Raw genomic sequence first — 15,828 nt, forward strand, 5'->3', positions numbered from 1 at the left:
GCCGTGCTTGATCACGCGTACGCGGGTGCCAACCGGGGGGAGTCTCCGGTCATTCCGGGTGCGGGCTTTGAAGGTCCTGGAACCGCTCCAGCGCCTCGACCACGAGCCGGTGGTCCTGGAGCTGCGGCAGTCCCGACACCGTCACCGCGCCGATCACGCCCACGCCCTCGACGGTGATCGGGAAGGAGCCGCCGTGGGCCGCGTAGGAGTCGGGGTCGAGGCGCGAGGACTCCTCGAAGGTGCTGCCCTTGGCGCGGAAGCGGGCGCCGACCAGGTAGGAGGCGGAGCCGTAGCGCTCGACGACCCGGCGCTTGCGGGCGATCCAGGCGTCGTTGTCCGGGGTGGAGCCGGGCAGCGCCGCGTGGAAGAGCTGCTGGCCGGCGCGGTGGATGTCGATGGCGACCGGGGCCTGCCGCTCCCGGGCCAGCTCGACCAGGAGCGAGCCGAGCGCCCAGGCGTCGTCGTACGTGAACTGGCGGAACACCAGCAGGCGTTCCTGCTTCTCCAGCTCCTCCAGGCTCGGGGTGAGCTCCGGGTGGAACTTCGGGGTGAGCCCCTGGCTGTGCGAGGGGTTGCTCTTGTGGGTCACAGGGTCACCGTCACCTTCTCGCGGGCCGAACGACGGGCGGCCTCCAGTACGTCCAGGGCTGCGGCCGCCTCCCGTGCTGTCACCGGGTTCGGGGCGCCCTCCAGCAGGGCCTTCGCCACGGCCGCATAGTAAGCGGGGTAGTCGCCGGGGAGGGTGGGTTCGGCGCGTCCGCCGCCGGTCACCGGGGACTCGCCGGAGCCCACGCGGCCCCACAGCGACTCGGGCTCCGCACCCCAGTCGGGGCCGGGGCGCAGTCCGTCCCGGAGCGCCGCCTCCTGCGGGTCGAGGCCGTACTTCACGTAGCCGGCGGTCGAGCCCAGGACGCGGAAGCGGGGGCCGAGCTGGGCGGTCGTCGCGGAGACGTAGAGGTGGGAGCGGACGCCGCCGGTGTGGGTGATCGCGATGAAGGTGTCGTCGTCGGTCTCGGCGCCCGGGCGGCGGATGTCCGTCTCCGCGTACACGGAGGCCGCCGGGCCGAACAGGACCAGGGCCTGGTCGACGACATGGCTGCCGAGGTCGTAGAGCAGACCTCCGATCTCTGTGGGGTCGCCGGACTCCCGCCAGCCGCCCTTCGGCTTCGGGCGCCACCGCTCGAAGCGGGACTCGAACCGCCAGACGTCGCCCAACTCGCCCCCGTTCAGCAGCTTGCGCAGGGTGAGGAAGTCGTTGTCCCAGCGGCGGTTCTGGAAGACGGAGAGGAGCAGTTCGCGCTCCTCGGCGAGGGCGGCGAGCTCGCGGGCCTCGGCCGCCGTGCCCGCGACGGGCTTGTCGACGACGACCGGCAGGCCGGCCTCCAGCGCGGTCCTCGCGAGCGGCACGTGCGTCTTGTTCGGGGACGCCACGACGATCAGGTCCAGCTCGGCGGCCCGGTCGAACAGCTCGTCCGGCGTGGCGGCGAGGCGGACGTCCGGGAACTCGGCACGGGCCTGTTGCCGCCGTTCCGGGTTCGAGGTGACCACCGTGTCGAGGGCGAGGCCCTCCGCGGCGGCGATCAGCGGGGCGTGGAAGACGGAGCCGGCGAGGCCGTAGCCGACGAGGCCGACGCGGAGGGGCGAGCCGGAGGCTGTGCCGAGGGGTGTGCCAGTCATGCCACCCACTTTCGCAACGCTGTTGCCAAAGTGCAAGCGCCGGGGACAATGGGGGTGTGAAGAGGGCGGACGACCGTACGGGCGGAGTGGGCGGCATGCGCGGGACGGGAGGCGCGGGGGCGGCCGGCGCGGCCGGGGTGACAGGGGCGGCCGGGGCGACCGGGGCAGGGGTCGGGGGCGGCGGGGTCAATCTGCTCGCCCTGCGCAGCCACAACGCCGCGCTGGTGCTCGACCTGCTGCGGACGGCCGGGGACGAGGGCATCAGCCGCCTCGAACTCGCCGAGCGGACCGGGCTCACGCCGCAGGCCGTCAGCAAGATCACGGCCCGGCTGCGGGAGGACGGCCTCGTGGCGGAGGCCGGCCGCCGGGCGTCCACCGGGGGCAAGCCGCGCACGGTGCTGCGACTGGTGCCCGAGGCCGGGCACGCGGTCGGGGTCCATCTGGACCGGGACGAGGTGCGGGTCGTGCTCGTGGATCTGCGGGGGGCCGTGGTGGGGGAGCGCCGGGCCGCGCTGGATCTGGGGGCGGGGGCGGAAGCCGTGTTGGGAGCGGTGGGGGAGACGGTGGCGCGGGTGCTGCCGGGTGTGATTGCGGGGGGCTCTGGGCTTCGGCCTGGGGTTGGGCTTGGGCTTGGGCATGAACTTGAAGGGGACGTGCGGCCGGGGGCGGCCGGGTTTGACGCGGACTCGCGGCCGGAGTCGGCCGGGCGTGGAGGCGTCTCGCTGCCGGGGCCGGCCGGGCTTGACGGCAACTCCCGCCCGGGAGTTGCCGGGTTGGACGGAGGCTCGCTGCCGGGGCCGGCCGGGCTTGGAGGGGTCTCGCTGCCGGGGCCGGCCGGGCTCGATCCATCCCTGCTCGGGGTCGGCGTCGCGTTGCCCGGGCCGCTCGATCATGTCCGGGGTGTGCTGCACCGGGTGACCGGATTCCCCGGGTGGGACGGCTTCCCGCTGCGGGAGGCGCTGGCCGGGCGGCTCGGCGTGCCGGTCGTCGTCGACAAGGACACCAACGCGGCGGCGCTGGGCCTCGCCGCCGGGGGCGAGGGCGGCTCCTTCGCGTACCTGCACCTGGGCACGGGACTGGGGGCCGGACTGGTCATCGGCGGCAGCGTGCACCGCGGAGCCAGGACCGGGGCCGGGGAGTTCGGCCACCAGGTCATCCAGCTCGACGGCCCGCTCTGTACCTGCGGGGACCGGGGCTGCGTCGAGGCCCTGTGTCTCGCCGCGGTGGCACGCGGCGACCTGGACGAAGCGGCCCGGGTGCTGGGAGCCGGGGCGGCGAACCTCGTGGGCTTGCTCGACATCGACGTCGTCCTGCTCGGCGGCCGTACGGTGGCGGCGGCGCCGGAGGCCTTCACGGCCGGGGTCGGCGCGGTCCTGGAGGCCCGGGCCCGGCGAACGGGCCAGGACGCGGTGTCGGTGCGCGTCGCGCCCGGCGGGGACGGGGCCGTGGCGGTGGGGGCGGCGCAGCTGGTGCTGGGGCCGGTGTTCGGGCGTGGGGGTGGGTGAGGTGCGGGGCGGTGGGGCGGATCGGGAGGTGCTGGGGGTGATGGCTGCGTCGGGGCGGGGCGGGGCGGGGCGGTAGGGGGCGCTCGGCTCGTGCTCGGGTCGGCGGATCGCCCGGTGGCTTCGTGCCGCTGCTGGTGACCTAAGCGGTCCTCACCGCGGTCGGTGTCGTCCTCGCGGGATGGGCCCACACTCGCGCGAAGGCCCTGGGGCACCGCTGAGGCCTGGGCCGCCGCCGGGCTCTGCCCGCCGACCGGCTCCCGTCCGGCGCGGGGCCCTGTCCGCCCACCGGGCCCCACTCGGCGCCAGGTCCCGTCCGTCGCCGGGCCGTGTCCACCGATCGGGCCCCGTCCGTGGCCAAGCCTCGTTCGCCGACCGGGCCCTGTCCGCCCACCGGGCCCCACCCGTCGCCAGGCCCTGTCCACCGATCGGGCCCCGCCCGGTGCCAGGCCCGTTCGCCGCCGAACCCTTTCCACTGCCAAACCCTGTCCGTCGACCGGCCCTGTCCGCCCACCGGACCGCGTCCGGCGCCAGGCTCTGTCCACCGATCGGGCCCCGCCCGGTGCCAGGCCCGTTCGCCGCCGAACCCTGTCCACTGCCAAACCCTGTCCGTCGACCGGCCCTGTCCGCCGACCGGGCGAATCCGCGCCGCCGTTCGGGGTCCGTTCGCGTCGGAGTCGTCTCGCGAACGCCGCCGCTCGGAATGTCACATCATCATGCGACTCTGGACGCCCGCTCATCTCTGCCTGGCGGCGGCAGCGGCGGCCGCCGCCCTGCTCCCCAGTGCTTCGTCGGCGCACGCGGACGCCCCCGCGCCCTCCTGTGCCGCGCCCGACGACCACACCTTCCCGCTCACCACCCGCATCCACGGCGGGCCGGACACCTACACGGCCGGGGGCGGGTTCGGGACCTGGTACGTCGACCTGACCAACACCACCGACCGGACCTGCACCGGGATCCACCCCGTCGTCGTGCTCATCGACGACAAGCGGGCCCTGGAACCCTCCCAGCCGCGCCTCGAGTTCTTCGAGGGCGAGCGGGCCCACCCCGTGCGGTTCGAGAAGACCGGCGAGGACGAACTCGTCGGGGCGTTCGCCGACGAGGAGGACCGGTTCGCCGGGTTCACCGTCGAGCCGGGCGGAACCGTCACCGTGAAGGTACGGCTCACGCTCACCTCGGACGCCGTGCCCAACGACGTCACGGCCAACGCCGCGGTGGTGCAGCGGCACGACGACGACGGCGACTGGGTCGGGCAGTCGAACGACTACCGGTTCGGGATCGACGACGATGAGGCGGGGGCCGACACCGACACCGACACCGACACCGACACCGGCACCGACACGGGGACGGAACCCCGCCCCGACCCCAGCGCCTCCGTCCCGCCCCGCGAGGACCGGTTCCCCTTCGCGGAGGAACTGGCCCGCACCGGAACCGGCACCCACGTCGCCGCGGCGGTCGCGGCCCTGCTGCTCACCGGCGGCGGGGTGCTGCTCGTCGCACGCCGCCGCCGCTAGGCAGGCCGTCCGCCAGTCGGGACGCCGCACACGGGCCATTCCGCAAGATCCCGCCACTGTCTAGGCTGGGTCGCACGCAGGACCGCGTACGGCAGGAGATCGAGCACATGGCAGACCGCAAGCCCATCGAGTCGTGGCTCACCGACATGGACGGTGTGCTCATCCACGAGGGCGTGCCGATCCCCGGCGCCGACGCCTTCCTGAAGAAGCTGCGCGAGTCCGGGAAGCCCTTCCTGGTCCTCACCAACAACTCGATGTACACCCCGCGCGACCTGCACGCCCGGCTGCGCCGCATGGGCCTGGAGGTGCCGATCGAGTCCATCTGGACCTCGGCCCTGGCCACCGCCCAGTTCCTGGACGACCAGCGGCCGGGCGGCTCGGCGTACGTCATCGGCGAGGCCGGGCTCACCACCGCGCTGCACGACATCGGCTACATCCTGACCGACCACGAGCCGGACTACGTCGTCCTCGGCGAGACCCGTACGTACTCCTTCACGGCCATGACGAAGGCGGTGCGGCTCATCCTCGGCGGCGCCCGGTTCATCTGCACCAACCCCGACGAGACGGGCCCCTCCACCGAGGGCCCGCTGCCCGCGACCGGCGCGGTGGCCGCGCTGATCACCCAGGCGACCGGCAAGAAGCCGTACTTCGCGGGCAAGCCGAACCCCCTGATGATGCGGACCGGGCTGAACGCCATCGGGGCGCACTCCGAGACCAGCGCGATGATCGGCGACCGCATGGACACCGACGTGCTGGCCGGCATGGAGGCCGGGATGCAGACGTTCCTGGTGCTCACCGGCCTGACCCGGCCCGAACAGGTCGAGGGCTTCCCGTACCGGCCGTCGCAGGTCGTGGACTCGATCGCGGACCTCGTCGACCGGGTCTGAACCCCGGGCGGCGGGCCGCGTCGACCCGGTCTGAACCCCGGGCGGCGGGCCGCGTCGACCGGGTCCGGGCGCCGGGCGGCGGGCCTCGTCGACCCGGTCTGAACCCCGGGCGGCGGGCCGCGTCGACCCGGTCCGGGCGCCGGGCGGCGGCAGGCGAGGGCCCGACCCCGCCGTCGTCCCCCGTCACCGAACCCATCACCGAACCCATCACCAGATCCACCGCCGATCCCACCGCCAAACCCGTCGTCACCCGTCCGGAGCAGCCGCCGCTTCCCTGAGGATGCGGCGGCCCACCGCGCGGGGGAGGCTCCTGGCATCTGGAGGTTCACGATGGGTTCCCTGAGAGTCACTGTCTGTACCGGAGTGCTGGCCGCCGTCGCCCTCGCCCCGGCGGCATACGCGGCGGACACGGGGAGCGTGTCGGTGACCCCGGCGGTCCCCGCCCCGGGCAGTGACATCACACTCCGCGTCACCGGCTGCGCGCAGCGGACGGCCGTCGCCGCCTCGGCGGCGTTCGTCGCGGACGCCCGGCTCACCGTCACCGGCGCACGCGAACTCACCGGCGAGAGCCGCGTCCGCTCCACGGCCGAGGCGGGTTCGTACGCCGTGCGGGTCACCTGCGGTGCCACGCGACAGACCGGCACCCTCACCGTCCGGGACGGCAAGGCGCGAGGGCCCGAGTCCGCGCAGCCGTCCGGGCAGGAGGCCGTACCGCTCCCCGCGCACGAGGCCGCACCGCTCCCGGTTCCCGGGGCCGGTGACCGGCCACCCGCCCCCGGGAGGGGCGGCCACATGCCCGCACCGGGCGCCGCCGGCGAAAGCGGCCGGCTGCCCGCCCCCGACGGCGGCGGCCAGCCGTCCGCTCCCGGCGTCGTCGGGGAGCCGCCCGTTCCCGGCGTCGTCGGGGAGCCGCCCGCTCCCGGCGTCGACGACGAAGCCCCCCTCTCGCCCCGGCCCAGCGCCCCGGCCTCACCCGTCGCCCCGGTCCAGGCGGGCGGTGGCGGTGCCGCCGAGCTCGTCGCCGCCGAGGAACGCGGCGCCGGTCCCGGTACGGCGCAGGGGGTGACCGGGCTGGTGCTCGCCTGCGTGGCCGCGGTGGTCGTCGCGCTGCGCGGTCTCCGCCGGGGCCGCGGAACGGACTGACCATGCACGATCACGATCACGTACAGAGACGTTTCTCGGGCACCGGCCGGCTGCTGACCGGCATGGCCTGGGTCGTGCTGCTGCTCGGGCTGTGGCTGTGGGGTCGCGAGGTCACCGAGATGCGGCACGGCATCTCGGCCCCCGCCACGGGCGACATGGCGGCGGCCGGACGGCCCCCGGACATCAAGCTGCCGCCCGAGCACCGACCGCTGGGCGACGCGCTGCCGCAGCGCCTCGACATCCCCGGGCTCGGCGTCCAGGCCCCGGTGGTGGCACGCGGCCTCGACGCACGCGGGGCGCCCGATCCGCCGCCGTACGACCAGCCGGACGTGGTCGGCTGGTACTCCGGCGGGGTCGCGCCCGGGGCACCCGGCACCGCGCTGATGGTCGGTCACGTCGACACCGACACCAGGCCCGCCGTGTTCTACAAGGTCAGTGCCATGCGGCCGGGCCAGACGATCCGGGTGATCCGGGCCGACGCCAGGGTCGCCGAGTTCACGGTCGAGTCCGTCCAGGTCCTCACCCGCGACCGCTTCGACGCCCACCAGGCCTACGGCCCCCGCGAGTCGGGGCGGGCCGAACTGCGGCTGGTCACCTGCGGTGGCAGCTTCGACCGCACGACCCGCGGCTACACGGCGAACGTGGTCGTCTCGGCGTACCTGACGGGGACCGGCCTCTGAGGCCCGGGGGCCGTGCGGCCCGGCGCCGACACCCACCCCGGTCGACGACCCGCTCCCCCTGAGGCCGCCGACCGGGCCGGTCCTCCACCGCGCGCACGGGCTGCGGGAGCAACCCGGCGAGCTGCGCGGGAGGCCACGGGAGTCACGGTGGTGAATCTCTGGCCGGAGGCCGGGCATGCGCTGAGAAGACTCCAGGACCAAAGGGCCACCCCGGCCTAGTGCCGCGGCAGGCAACGTTTGCCCGTCAAGGAGCGGCGTCCGGTGCGTGCTCTCGGCGTGCCGGGTGCATGCCCTCGTACTGGATGTACTTGGGTTTGTGCCCGGTGCGGCGAGAGTGCGTGCCGGGCGTCGCGACGGGGCGAACGTTGCCTGCCGCGGCACTAGAGATTGGATCACACCAAGTCCCGATACGGTGGCGCTGCGTCATTCATGCAGGTGGGTTCGCCTCGTGGGTGTCGCGGGACGTATGTCAGGATTGAGACTTGTAACGCTGCACCCAAGGGGGAGTTGGATGTACGGCAGCAGGGGGGCAGGGGTGTTCGCCGGGAGGCGGATGTCCGCAGTGGTGCTGGGGGCGGCACTGCTGGTGACGGGGTGTTCCTCCTCCGACGGAGGAGACGAATCGGACAAGGGCGCCGACGTGGGCGCCGGGATCACCCAACAGCCCAAGGAAAAGGCCCCGTTCTGGGTCAATCCGGACGGGACCGCGGCGCGGCAGGTCGCAGCCCTGGAGAAGTCCGGCAAGAAGCAGGACGCCGAGCAGATCCGCAAGATCGCCGAGCAACCGGTCGCCGAGTGGGTCGGCCCGGACAATCCGCAGGAGCAGACGCAGGGCTTCACCGAGGCAGCCGACAAGGCCGGCCGTACGGCCCTGCTCGTCCTCTACAACATCCCGCACCGCGACTGCGGCCAGTACTCGCAGGGCGGCGCCGCCGACGGCAACGCCTACCGCGAGTGGCTCGACGGCGTCGCCGCGGGCATCGGCGACCGGGCCGCCACGGTCGTCCTGGAGCCGGACGCCCTGCTGCACCTGGTCGACGGCTGCACCCCGGAGCAGTTCCACGAGGAGCGCTACGACCTCCTCAAGGGCGCCGTCACCAAGCTGAAGGCCCTGAAGAACACGAAGGTCTACCTGGACGCGGGCAACGCCGGCTGGCAGAACCCCGACCAGATCTTCGAGTCCCTGAACCGCGCGGGCATCGCGCAGGCCGACGGCTTCTCGGTGAACGTCTCCAACTTCTACTCCACCGAGGACTCCATCGCCTACGGCAAGCAGCTCTCCGCCAAGGTGGGCGGCAAGCACTTCGTCATCGACACCAGCCGCAACGGCAAGGGCCCTTACAACGACGGCAAGCCCGACGAGCGCTGGTGCAACCCGCCGGGCCGCTCCCTGGGCGAGACCCCGACGACTAAGACGGCGGACCCGCTGGTCGACGCCTATCTGTGGGTGAAGCGTCCGGGCGAGTCGGACGGCGAGTGCAAGGGCGGGCCGAAGGCGGGCCAGTGGTGGGGGGACTACGCCCTGAAGCTGGCGAAGGCCACCGGCTGACGGACCGGCCCGAAGCAGCGGACCGGCGCATACGAAAGGGGCGCTCTCCTCACGGAGAGCGCCCCTTGCCGTCATCTTCCATGCCCGCTTCTACGGCACCTTGACCCACTGCGCCTTGCTCGGGGTCCCGTCGGCGTCCGTCACGAACATCATGTACCAGCCCGCCTGGACCAGGTTCCGGTTCTCCGGCACGGTCACCGTCAGCTTGTCGCCGGACGCCTTGAAGTCCAGGGCGATCGACCGCTGGTCGACGTCCGTGACGTGCGTGGCGGCACTCGGCCGGATCAGCCGGACCTTCTTGACGCGGGAGGCGTCGGAGGAGGTGAACGTCCCCGTGCCGCCGCGCTCGATGGTCTGCGGCCCGCCCGACAGCGAGGGCTGGTCCCCGTCGCCGTACAGGTAGGGCGGTGTGTAGATCTCGATGCGCTGCTCGAACTCGCCCGGCTTGGTGTTGGCCTTGTCGGCGTAGAGCGAGTCGGAGCCGAAGAACATCACGCGGCCGTCGGGCAGCAGGATCGAACCGGAGTGGTAGTTGCGGCCCACGAGCGGGTCGGCGACGCGCTTGAGCTCGTTCTTCTCCGTGTCGTAGAGCCGCGCCTCGAGGATGTTGGAGTCCCCGCGGCCGCGGTAGTCCTCGGAACCGCCGGATATCAGCACGCTGTCGTCGGGCAGGACCGAGGCGTTCGGGTAGCGCGTGCCCTTGTCCAGGGACGGGCCGTCCTGGAAGCTCGGGTTCGCCTTCTTCAGGTCGACGATCCGGGTCTTCTCACTGGACTTCTCGGACTCGCCGACGCCGCCGCCGCCGACCACCATGTACTTCTCGTCCTGCGCCGGAGGCAGCAGCACCGTGCCGGACGTCTCCATCAGCGTGGGGTCGCTCAGGCCCGGGATCTTCGAGAACTTGTTGGTGTCGACGTCCCACACGCCCGGCTCACGGCCCACGTTGTCCGGCCCGTAGCCCGCGTTGGACCCCGAGTAGAAGATCTTGCCGTTCTGCATGAGGAACAGCGCCGGGTAGGTCGGGAACTGCCGGACCTTGCCGGTGTAGGTCCACTTCTTGGTCTTCGGGTCGAACACCTCGTTCTTGCCGGGGACCAGCTGGCCGATGTCGTCGAGGCCGGAGACGCTGAGGATCTTCCCGTCGCTCAGGGTGGTCAGCGTCGGGTACCAGCGGGCCTCCTTCATCGGGTCGACCTTGATGTACTTCTCGGCGACGGGGTCGAACTCGAAGGCGTCCCGGATGCCCTGGAAGTCCTTCTTGTCCAGGGCGAGTTTCTGCGCGATGCCGTAGGTGTTCTTGGCGTCGGCGCCCGACAGGCCGTGCACGCGGTAGTTGTCCTGCGTGCCCGTCTCGAACTTCTTGCCCCGCTTCTGCGCCTCGACGTAGATCCGGCCCAGGCCGGGGTCGTTGCGCAGGAACTCGCCGGTCGCCTTGTCGAAGACCTTCTTGGCGCGCGGCACGAGCACCGGGTCCTTGGAGACGAAGGTCTTGCCGTTCTTCTTGCCGGTGAACGTGGTGCCCGCGGGCAGGGTGATCGGCGCGTCCGGGTTCTCGTTGTGGACGATCATCAGGCCACCGGCCTTGGTGACATCACCCTGGAGCTTCTCGTAGCGCTTGGTGCCGCCGGCGATCAGCAGGTTGCCGTTGGCGAGCTGGGTGTGGCCGGTGCAGAAGAGGTCGGCCGGTGTGGAAACCTTCTTGATGGTGCCCTTGAGCGGGTCCCAGATCCGGGTGTCGAACTTCTTCGCGTCGAAGTTGTCCTGGTCGTTGCCCGACCCCGCGACGAGCAGCACCTTGCCGGTGCGCAGCAGCGCCGCGTGGATGGTGTTCTGCCGGTACTCCTCGGGGAAATCGACGATCTCCCACTTGCCGTTCGCGGCCTTGTACTCCGGCTTGTTGATCTTGTACTGGTGGTATTTCTCGGTGCTGAAGCGGTAGAGCCACGGCCCGTTCATCCCGGCCAGCGCGAGTACCACCGCCGTGCCGATCGCGAGTCGACGGGCCCGGCGGCGGCCTGCACGGTCGTTCATTCCTTACGTCCCCCAAGTCCACCAAGGGCGATCTGCATGGTCTGGTCGGATCCCCCGACCTCCCCGTGTGCGCCCGGGGTCGCGGCCCACGTGGGCTTCTGCTGCGGGGTGTGCCCGGTCTGCTGCTGCGGGATGGGCAGCGGCTGGGTCCGGGGAGCTCCCGCAGGGTCCTGCGGCCCGCCCTCGGCAGGGGTGGCGGGCTTCTTCGCGTCCTGCCGCAGCTGCCAGCGCCAGGCGAACACCGGCGAGGCGGTGATCAGCAGCGCGAACGTCGCCCAGATGATCATCGCGGGGTGGGAGTGGCCGTAGACGAAGCCGGCGGCGATCGAGCCACCGAAGATCGCGACGAAGTACCAGTGGTAGCGGAAGGTGGCGAACCAGCGGTCCGGGCTGGCCGAGTCGCCCTTGGGCGTGACCACGAACTTGCTCTTGCGCCGCAGCACGGAGTCGATCAGCGCCTTGGCGTACAGCGGCGCCGACAGCGCGGACATCACCATGCCGGCCACACCGCCGGAGCCCTCCGGCTCGTGCGGCGAGACGTTGTGCCGGCGGTTCCAGACGTACAGGCCGATCTGCAGGGCGGAGGCGTTGCCGTAGAGCATCAGCCAGACCGCCGGGTCGATGTTCACACCCGAGGCGCCCAGGCCCAGGAACAGGCAGCAGCTCAGCGCCGCCAGGATCCAGTTCAGGGCCGACATCGGGTAGAAGATGATCATCATCGTGTAGTTGAAGAGCTTGCTCGGCGGCAGCGAGTACCAGCCCTTCCAGTACTGCCCGATGATCGTCTCGTACGTCCCTCGCGACCAGCGCATCTGCTGGGTGAAGAAGTCCGTCCAGGCGCTGGGGCCCTCACCGACCGCGAGCACGTCCGGCGTGTACACCGAGCGCCACTTCCTGCCCGTCGCCGGGTTCTTGTGGCGGTGCATCTCGAAGCCGGTCGCCATGTCCTCGGTGATCGAGTCGTACAGACCGCCGATCTGCTTCAGGGCCTTGATGCGCACGGCGTTGGACGTGCCGACGAACATCGGGGAGCCGTAGCGGTTGCCGGCGCGCTGGATCAGCGCGTGGAAGAGGAACTGCTGCGACTCGGCGGCCTTGGTGATGGGGTTGTCGTAGTTGCCGTAGACCTGCGGGCCGATGACGAAGCCGACGTCCGGGTCGCGGAAGAAGCCGAGCATCCGCTCCAGGTAGTTGGGCAGCGGCACGTGGTCGGTGTCGACCGAGGCGAAGAAGTCGTAGTCGTCGCCGTGCGCCTCGAGCCAGGCGTTGTAGTTGCCGTGCTTGGTCTTGGCGCGGTGCGGACCCTTGGCCTGGTTCCACTTCGCGACGCCCTTGCGGGAGAAGTGGTGCACGCCGAGGCGCTCGCAGACCGCCTTCACGTCGGGGTCGTCGCCCTCGTCGAGCAGCCACACGTGCATCAGGCCCCGGTGGCGGATCCTCACGGCCGCCTCCAGGGTCTTCGTCACCATCTCCAGCGGCTCCTTGCCGGGCACGAAGGAGGTGAGGAAGGCCACTCTGGTGCCGGTCTCGGGCACCACCGGGATCGGGTCACGGGCCACCAGCGTGGCGTGCGCGTTCGACAGCACGTTCATGCAGCGGAAGAACTCGATCAGACCGATCGAGACGAGCATCACCATGTCGAGCGCGGGCAGCCAGTCGAAGGCCGGGTAGTCGCGCTCGGTCCAGTGCTCGGGCTGGAGCAGCCAGAACAGCAGCACCAGGGACAGCACCGGGGCGGCGGCCAGCATCAGGGCGACGCGTATGCGGTGCGGTTCCTGCGAGATGAGCGAGCGGTACTGCACCTTGTACGGCTTGCTCGGATCCGGCTGGGTGAGGGGACCCGCGAGCCGGCTGTAGTGCTCGTAGTCGTATCTCGGCAGTGTCTTCTTGATCCGCCGGAACGTCCCCGTGGTGCTCATCCGGTGCGAGGGCACCCTGAGCTGGGTGGTCTGGGACGGGTCGTTTTCCTGCCGGGCACCCGTGGGCCTCGACGTCATGAGTCATCCCCCCACACGCGGGCAACCGCGTGTTTCGTAGCTTCTTACCGTCTGCTCCAGGTCCCCCTCGACCTTCACAGACGTATCAGTGGTGGATCGCAGTCACCACGTCATCCACACCCTATAGACACGGCAACGCGACCTTCCGGTTGCATGATGCCGTCCTTGGCATCGGTTCATGAACGGGGCCCCTACCCCCCGCCCATGCCGCGACCGGTTCCGAGTCCCCCCAACTGCCGCGAACACGCAGCATCTTGTGCAATGAGAAGAACCAGGGTTCTACGGCGTCCATCATGATCGCAAGATGCGAAACACGGTGGTTACAGGTCAAACGCGTTCATTGTGACGGGTGTGGGGGCCCTGTGGAGCCGTTGTGGACAGGCGGGCGCGGATATTGCCGAAGTGCTCTCTTATGGCCTCCTCCGCGCGCATCGAGTCCCCGGACCGCACCGCGTCGAGGATCTCCCGGTGCTGCCGGCAGGTCACCTTCGGGTCCTGCGGCTCGCCCCCGAGGTCCGTGCGGACCCTGTGGAAGGCGTCCCAGAACGCCTCCAGGACCTCGCACAGCAGCACGTTGTCCAGCCCCCGGTAGAGGGTGGCGTGGAAGGCCCGGTCGGTCTCGGCGAGCCCGGCTCCCCACGCGGCCTGCTCTTCCATACGGTCGACGAGCGCTTCCAGTTCAACGAGGTCCGCTTGCGGCAGCCGGCCGGCGAGCCGGGACACCAGCCCCGTCTCCACCGCCTCCCTCAGCTCCAGCAGCTGGAGCAGGGAGTCCTCGCCCCGGTAGTGCCCGGCGACCGTGCGGAAGGCGAGGCCCTCGATCATCGGGGCCAGGGACATCGGTCCGACGTAGGTGCCGAAGCCGTGCCGGATCTCCACGATGCCCATCGCCTGGAGCGCCTTCAGCGCCTCCCGCACCGAGTTCCGGCTCGCGCCGAGGTACTCCATCAGCTCGGGCTCGGTCGGCAGCGGGGCCCCGGAGGCCAGCCGGCGGTCGATGATGAGCTTCTTGATCCGCTCCTGTAGGTCACGCGCTGCCATGGCGAGAGGGTATCCGGCCAATCGCGCGGTGGGCCCGGTTCCGGCCAGAGATGCCTTCCGGGCGGTGCGACGGCGAGTGGCGGGGGTGTAGGTGGCGGAGCCCCCACCGCGCGCGGCGAAGCCGCGCGGAAACGACGATGGCGGCTTGCGTTCGCGTTGTCCGCGAACACAAGCCGCCACCGGCACAGTGCGCCGCCAGGGACTCGAACCCCGGACCCGCTGATTAAGAGTCAGCTGCTCTAACCAACTGAGCTAGCGGCGCCTGCTGACGTCGCAACTCTACAGGACGTCCGGTGGTGCTCCGGACCACCTGCCCGGGCGCGGGGAGGGGGCCCACAGGGCGGCCGTGTACATCGTTCGGACCGTCAGCATGCGCGTGCGGAAGACAGTTGCGAAACTGACGACGCGCGCCCTCCGGTGCACGGGCGCCGCATTTTCCACCGGAAGTGTGAGGGGAATCGCATGGAGTCTCCGGTATTCGAGGAAATCGACCCCGCGAGCGACTGCGACTGCCCCGGCTGCGTCCACTGGCGCCGCGCCCTGCCGCATTCCTGGGCGGGCCGGGCCGGCGCCCACCCGGCCGCGCACCGGGCTCTCGCCCTGGCCGCCGTCGCCTCGGCGGCGCTCGGCGCGGGTCACGCCGCCCCGGCCGCCGCCCCGCACGCACCCCACCGACCGGGCATCCCCGCAGGTGAAGAGCCCGACACCCCCCAGGGTGCCACGGCCCCGCTGTACGGCCCCGGAGGCCGTCCGGCCACGCCCTCGGTCGCCCCCAAGCCCACCGCCATCACCCGCACGGAGATCATCAACCGGGCCAGGACCTGGGTCGCCGCGAAGGTGCCCTACAGCATGAGTGCCTATTGGTCCGACGGTTACCGGCAGGACTGCTCCGGCTATGTCTCGATGGCCTGGAAGCTGCCCGGAAACGAATGGACGGGCAGCCTCGCGCAGTACGGGAAGAAGATTTCCAAGGAGGAACTCCAGCCGGGCGACATTCTGCTGTTCCACAATGCGTCCGACCCCGAGCAAGGCTCGCACGTCACCATTTTCGGCGGCTGGACGGACGCCTCGCACACCTCCTACACCGCCTACGAGCAGACCCGCCCGCACACCCGCCGGCAGTCGACCCCGTACGCCTACTGGAACAGCTCCGACCGGTACGTGCCCTACCGCTACAAGGGCGTCACCCCGGAGGAGACGGTCCCCGGCAAGGACGGCGGCCAGCCGGGCGCCCCGGTCGCCACGCCGTACCCGGGAGCGGCGTATTTCGGCCCGGGCGCGAACAACAAGTACGTCACGCAGCTCGGCCGCATGCTCGTCGCGCGCGGGGCCGGCGGCTCCTACGCGTCGGGCCCGTCGCCGCGCTGGACCGACGCCGACCGGCGGGCGACCCGGGCGTTCCAGACGGCGCAGGGCTGGACGGGCGCGGAGGCCGACGGGCTGCCCGGCCCGCACACCTGGGAGCTGCTGGTCACCGGCAAGGGCAAGGACGTCAAGGACGGCGCGGTCGGCCCGCCGCCCGCCTCCCACGGCGTCCCCGGCTATCCGGGGCGGGCGATGTTCCGCCCCGGCGCGAACAACACCTACGTCACCCAGCTCGGCCAGCAGCTCGTACGGAAGGGGTTCGGCAGGTTCTACCGGGTCGGGCCGGGGCCGATCTGGAGCGAGGCGGACCGGCGGGCCGTCGAGGCCTTCCAGCGCACCCAGGGCTGGCGGGGCGGCGCGGCGGACGGCTACCCGGGGCCGGAGACCTGGCGGCGCCTCTTCTCGTAGGCCCCTCGGCCCGCCCTCGGCCCTTCCGGGCGGG

12 protein-coding genes and 1 tRNA gene are annotated in these 15,828 nt (G+C 71.7%); 7 read left to right on the plus strand and 6 right to left on the minus strand.

The window, feature by feature from the left end; all coding sequences use genetic code 11:
• Nucleotides 1-49 precede the first annotated feature (49 nt).
• Both HDC93_RS32480 and HDC93_RS32485 read right to left on the minus strand, forming a co-directional pair.
• The gene (locus HDC93_RS32480; protein ID WP_185014414.1) at nt 50-589 is read right to left on the minus strand and encodes a heme-degrading domain-containing protein; all 540 of its coding nucleotides are present in this window, start codon (nt 587-589) and stop codon (nt 50-52) included.
• Nucleotides 586-1,677, minus strand: coding sequence for a Gfo/Idh/MocA family oxidoreductase (locus HDC93_RS32485; RefSeq protein WP_185014415.1), 1,092 nt, complete (start codon nt 1,675-1,677; stop codon nt 586-588). The genes HDC93_RS32480 and HDC93_RS32485 overlap by 4 nt, the downstream gene beginning before the upstream one ends.
• A 95-nt stretch (nt 1,678-1,772) precedes the next feature.
• Here HDC93_RS32485 and HDC93_RS32490 point away from each other — a divergent pair, with 95 nt between their 5' ends.
• The 6 genes from HDC93_RS32490 (at nt 1,773) to HDC93_RS32515 (ending at nt 8,952) form a co-directional block, all read left to right on the plus strand.
• Nucleotides 1,773-3,182, plus strand: a complete 1,410-nt coding sequence (locus HDC93_RS32490) for an ROK family transcriptional regulator (RefSeq protein ID WP_185014440.1) — start codon at nt 1,773-1,775, stop codon at nt 3,180-3,182.
• A 713-nt stretch (nt 3,183-3,895) separates the two neighbouring features.
• Entirely contained in the window at nt 3,896-4,693 is a 798-nt protein-coding gene (locus HDC93_RS32495) for an LPXTG cell wall anchor domain-containing protein (RefSeq protein WP_185014416.1), read from the plus strand.
• Nucleotides 4,694-4,800: 107 nt separating this feature from the next.
• Entirely contained in the window at nt 4,801-5,580 is a 780-nt protein-coding gene (locus tag HDC93_RS32500) for an HAD-IIA family hydrolase (protein WP_185014417.1), read from the plus strand.
• A 330-nt stretch (nt 5,581-5,910) separates the two neighbouring features.
• Nucleotides 5,911-6,723, plus strand: coding sequence for a hypothetical protein (locus tag HDC93_RS32505; RefSeq protein WP_185014418.1), 813 nt, complete (start codon nt 5,911-5,913; stop codon nt 6,721-6,723).
• A 2-nt stretch (nt 6,724-6,725) separates the two neighbouring features.
• Nucleotides 6,726-7,403 (plus strand): class F sortase, encoded by a 678-nt coding sequence (locus HDC93_RS32510; RefSeq protein WP_185014419.1) that lies wholly within the window; start codon nt 6,726-6,728, stop codon nt 7,401-7,403.
• Nucleotides 7,404-7,914: 511 nt separating this feature from the next.
• Entirely contained in the window at nt 7,915-8,952 is a 1,038-nt protein-coding gene (locus HDC93_RS32515) for a glycoside hydrolase family 6 protein (protein WP_185014420.1), read from the plus strand.
• A 90-nt stretch (nt 8,953-9,042) separates the two neighbouring features.
• Here HDC93_RS32515 and HDC93_RS32520 read toward each other — a convergent pair whose 3' ends face one another.
• The 4 genes from HDC93_RS32520 to HDC93_RS32535 form a co-directional block, all read right to left on the minus strand.
• Complete coding sequence (locus HDC93_RS32520; protein WP_185014421.1) at nt 9,043-10,983, minus strand: kelch motif-containing protein; 1,941 nt, start codon at nt 10,981-10,983, stop codon at nt 9,043-9,045.
• Nucleotides 10,980-12,980, minus strand: coding sequence for a glycosyltransferase family 2 protein (locus HDC93_RS32525; protein ID WP_185014422.1), 2,001 nt, complete (start codon nt 12,978-12,980; stop codon nt 10,980-10,982). The genes HDC93_RS32520 and HDC93_RS32525 overlap by 4 nt, the downstream gene beginning before the upstream one ends.
• Nucleotides 12,981-13,307: 327 nt before the next feature.
• Nucleotides 13,308-14,021, minus strand: coding sequence for a FadR/GntR family transcriptional regulator (locus HDC93_RS32530; protein ID WP_185014423.1), 714 nt, complete (start codon nt 14,019-14,021; stop codon nt 13,308-13,310).
• A gap of 188 nt (nt 14,022-14,209) precedes the next feature.
• A tRNA-Lys gene (locus tag HDC93_RS32535) sits at nt 14,210-14,283 on the minus strand.
• A gap of 200 nt (nt 14,284-14,483) precedes the next feature.
• Between HDC93_RS32535 and HDC93_RS32540 the strand changes: the two genes are divergently transcribed.
• Complete coding sequence (locus HDC93_RS32540) at nt 14,484-15,794, plus strand: peptidoglycan-binding protein (protein WP_185014424.1); 1,311 nt, start codon at nt 14,484-14,486, stop codon at nt 15,792-15,794.
• The last annotated feature ends 34 nt before the right edge of the window (nt 15,795-15,828 follow it).

The organism is Streptomyces sp. AK010 (genome assembly GCF_014207295.1).
Taxonomy (GTDB): Bacteria; Actinomycetota; Actinomycetes; order Streptomycetales; family Streptomycetaceae; genus Streptomyces; species Streptomyces massasporeus.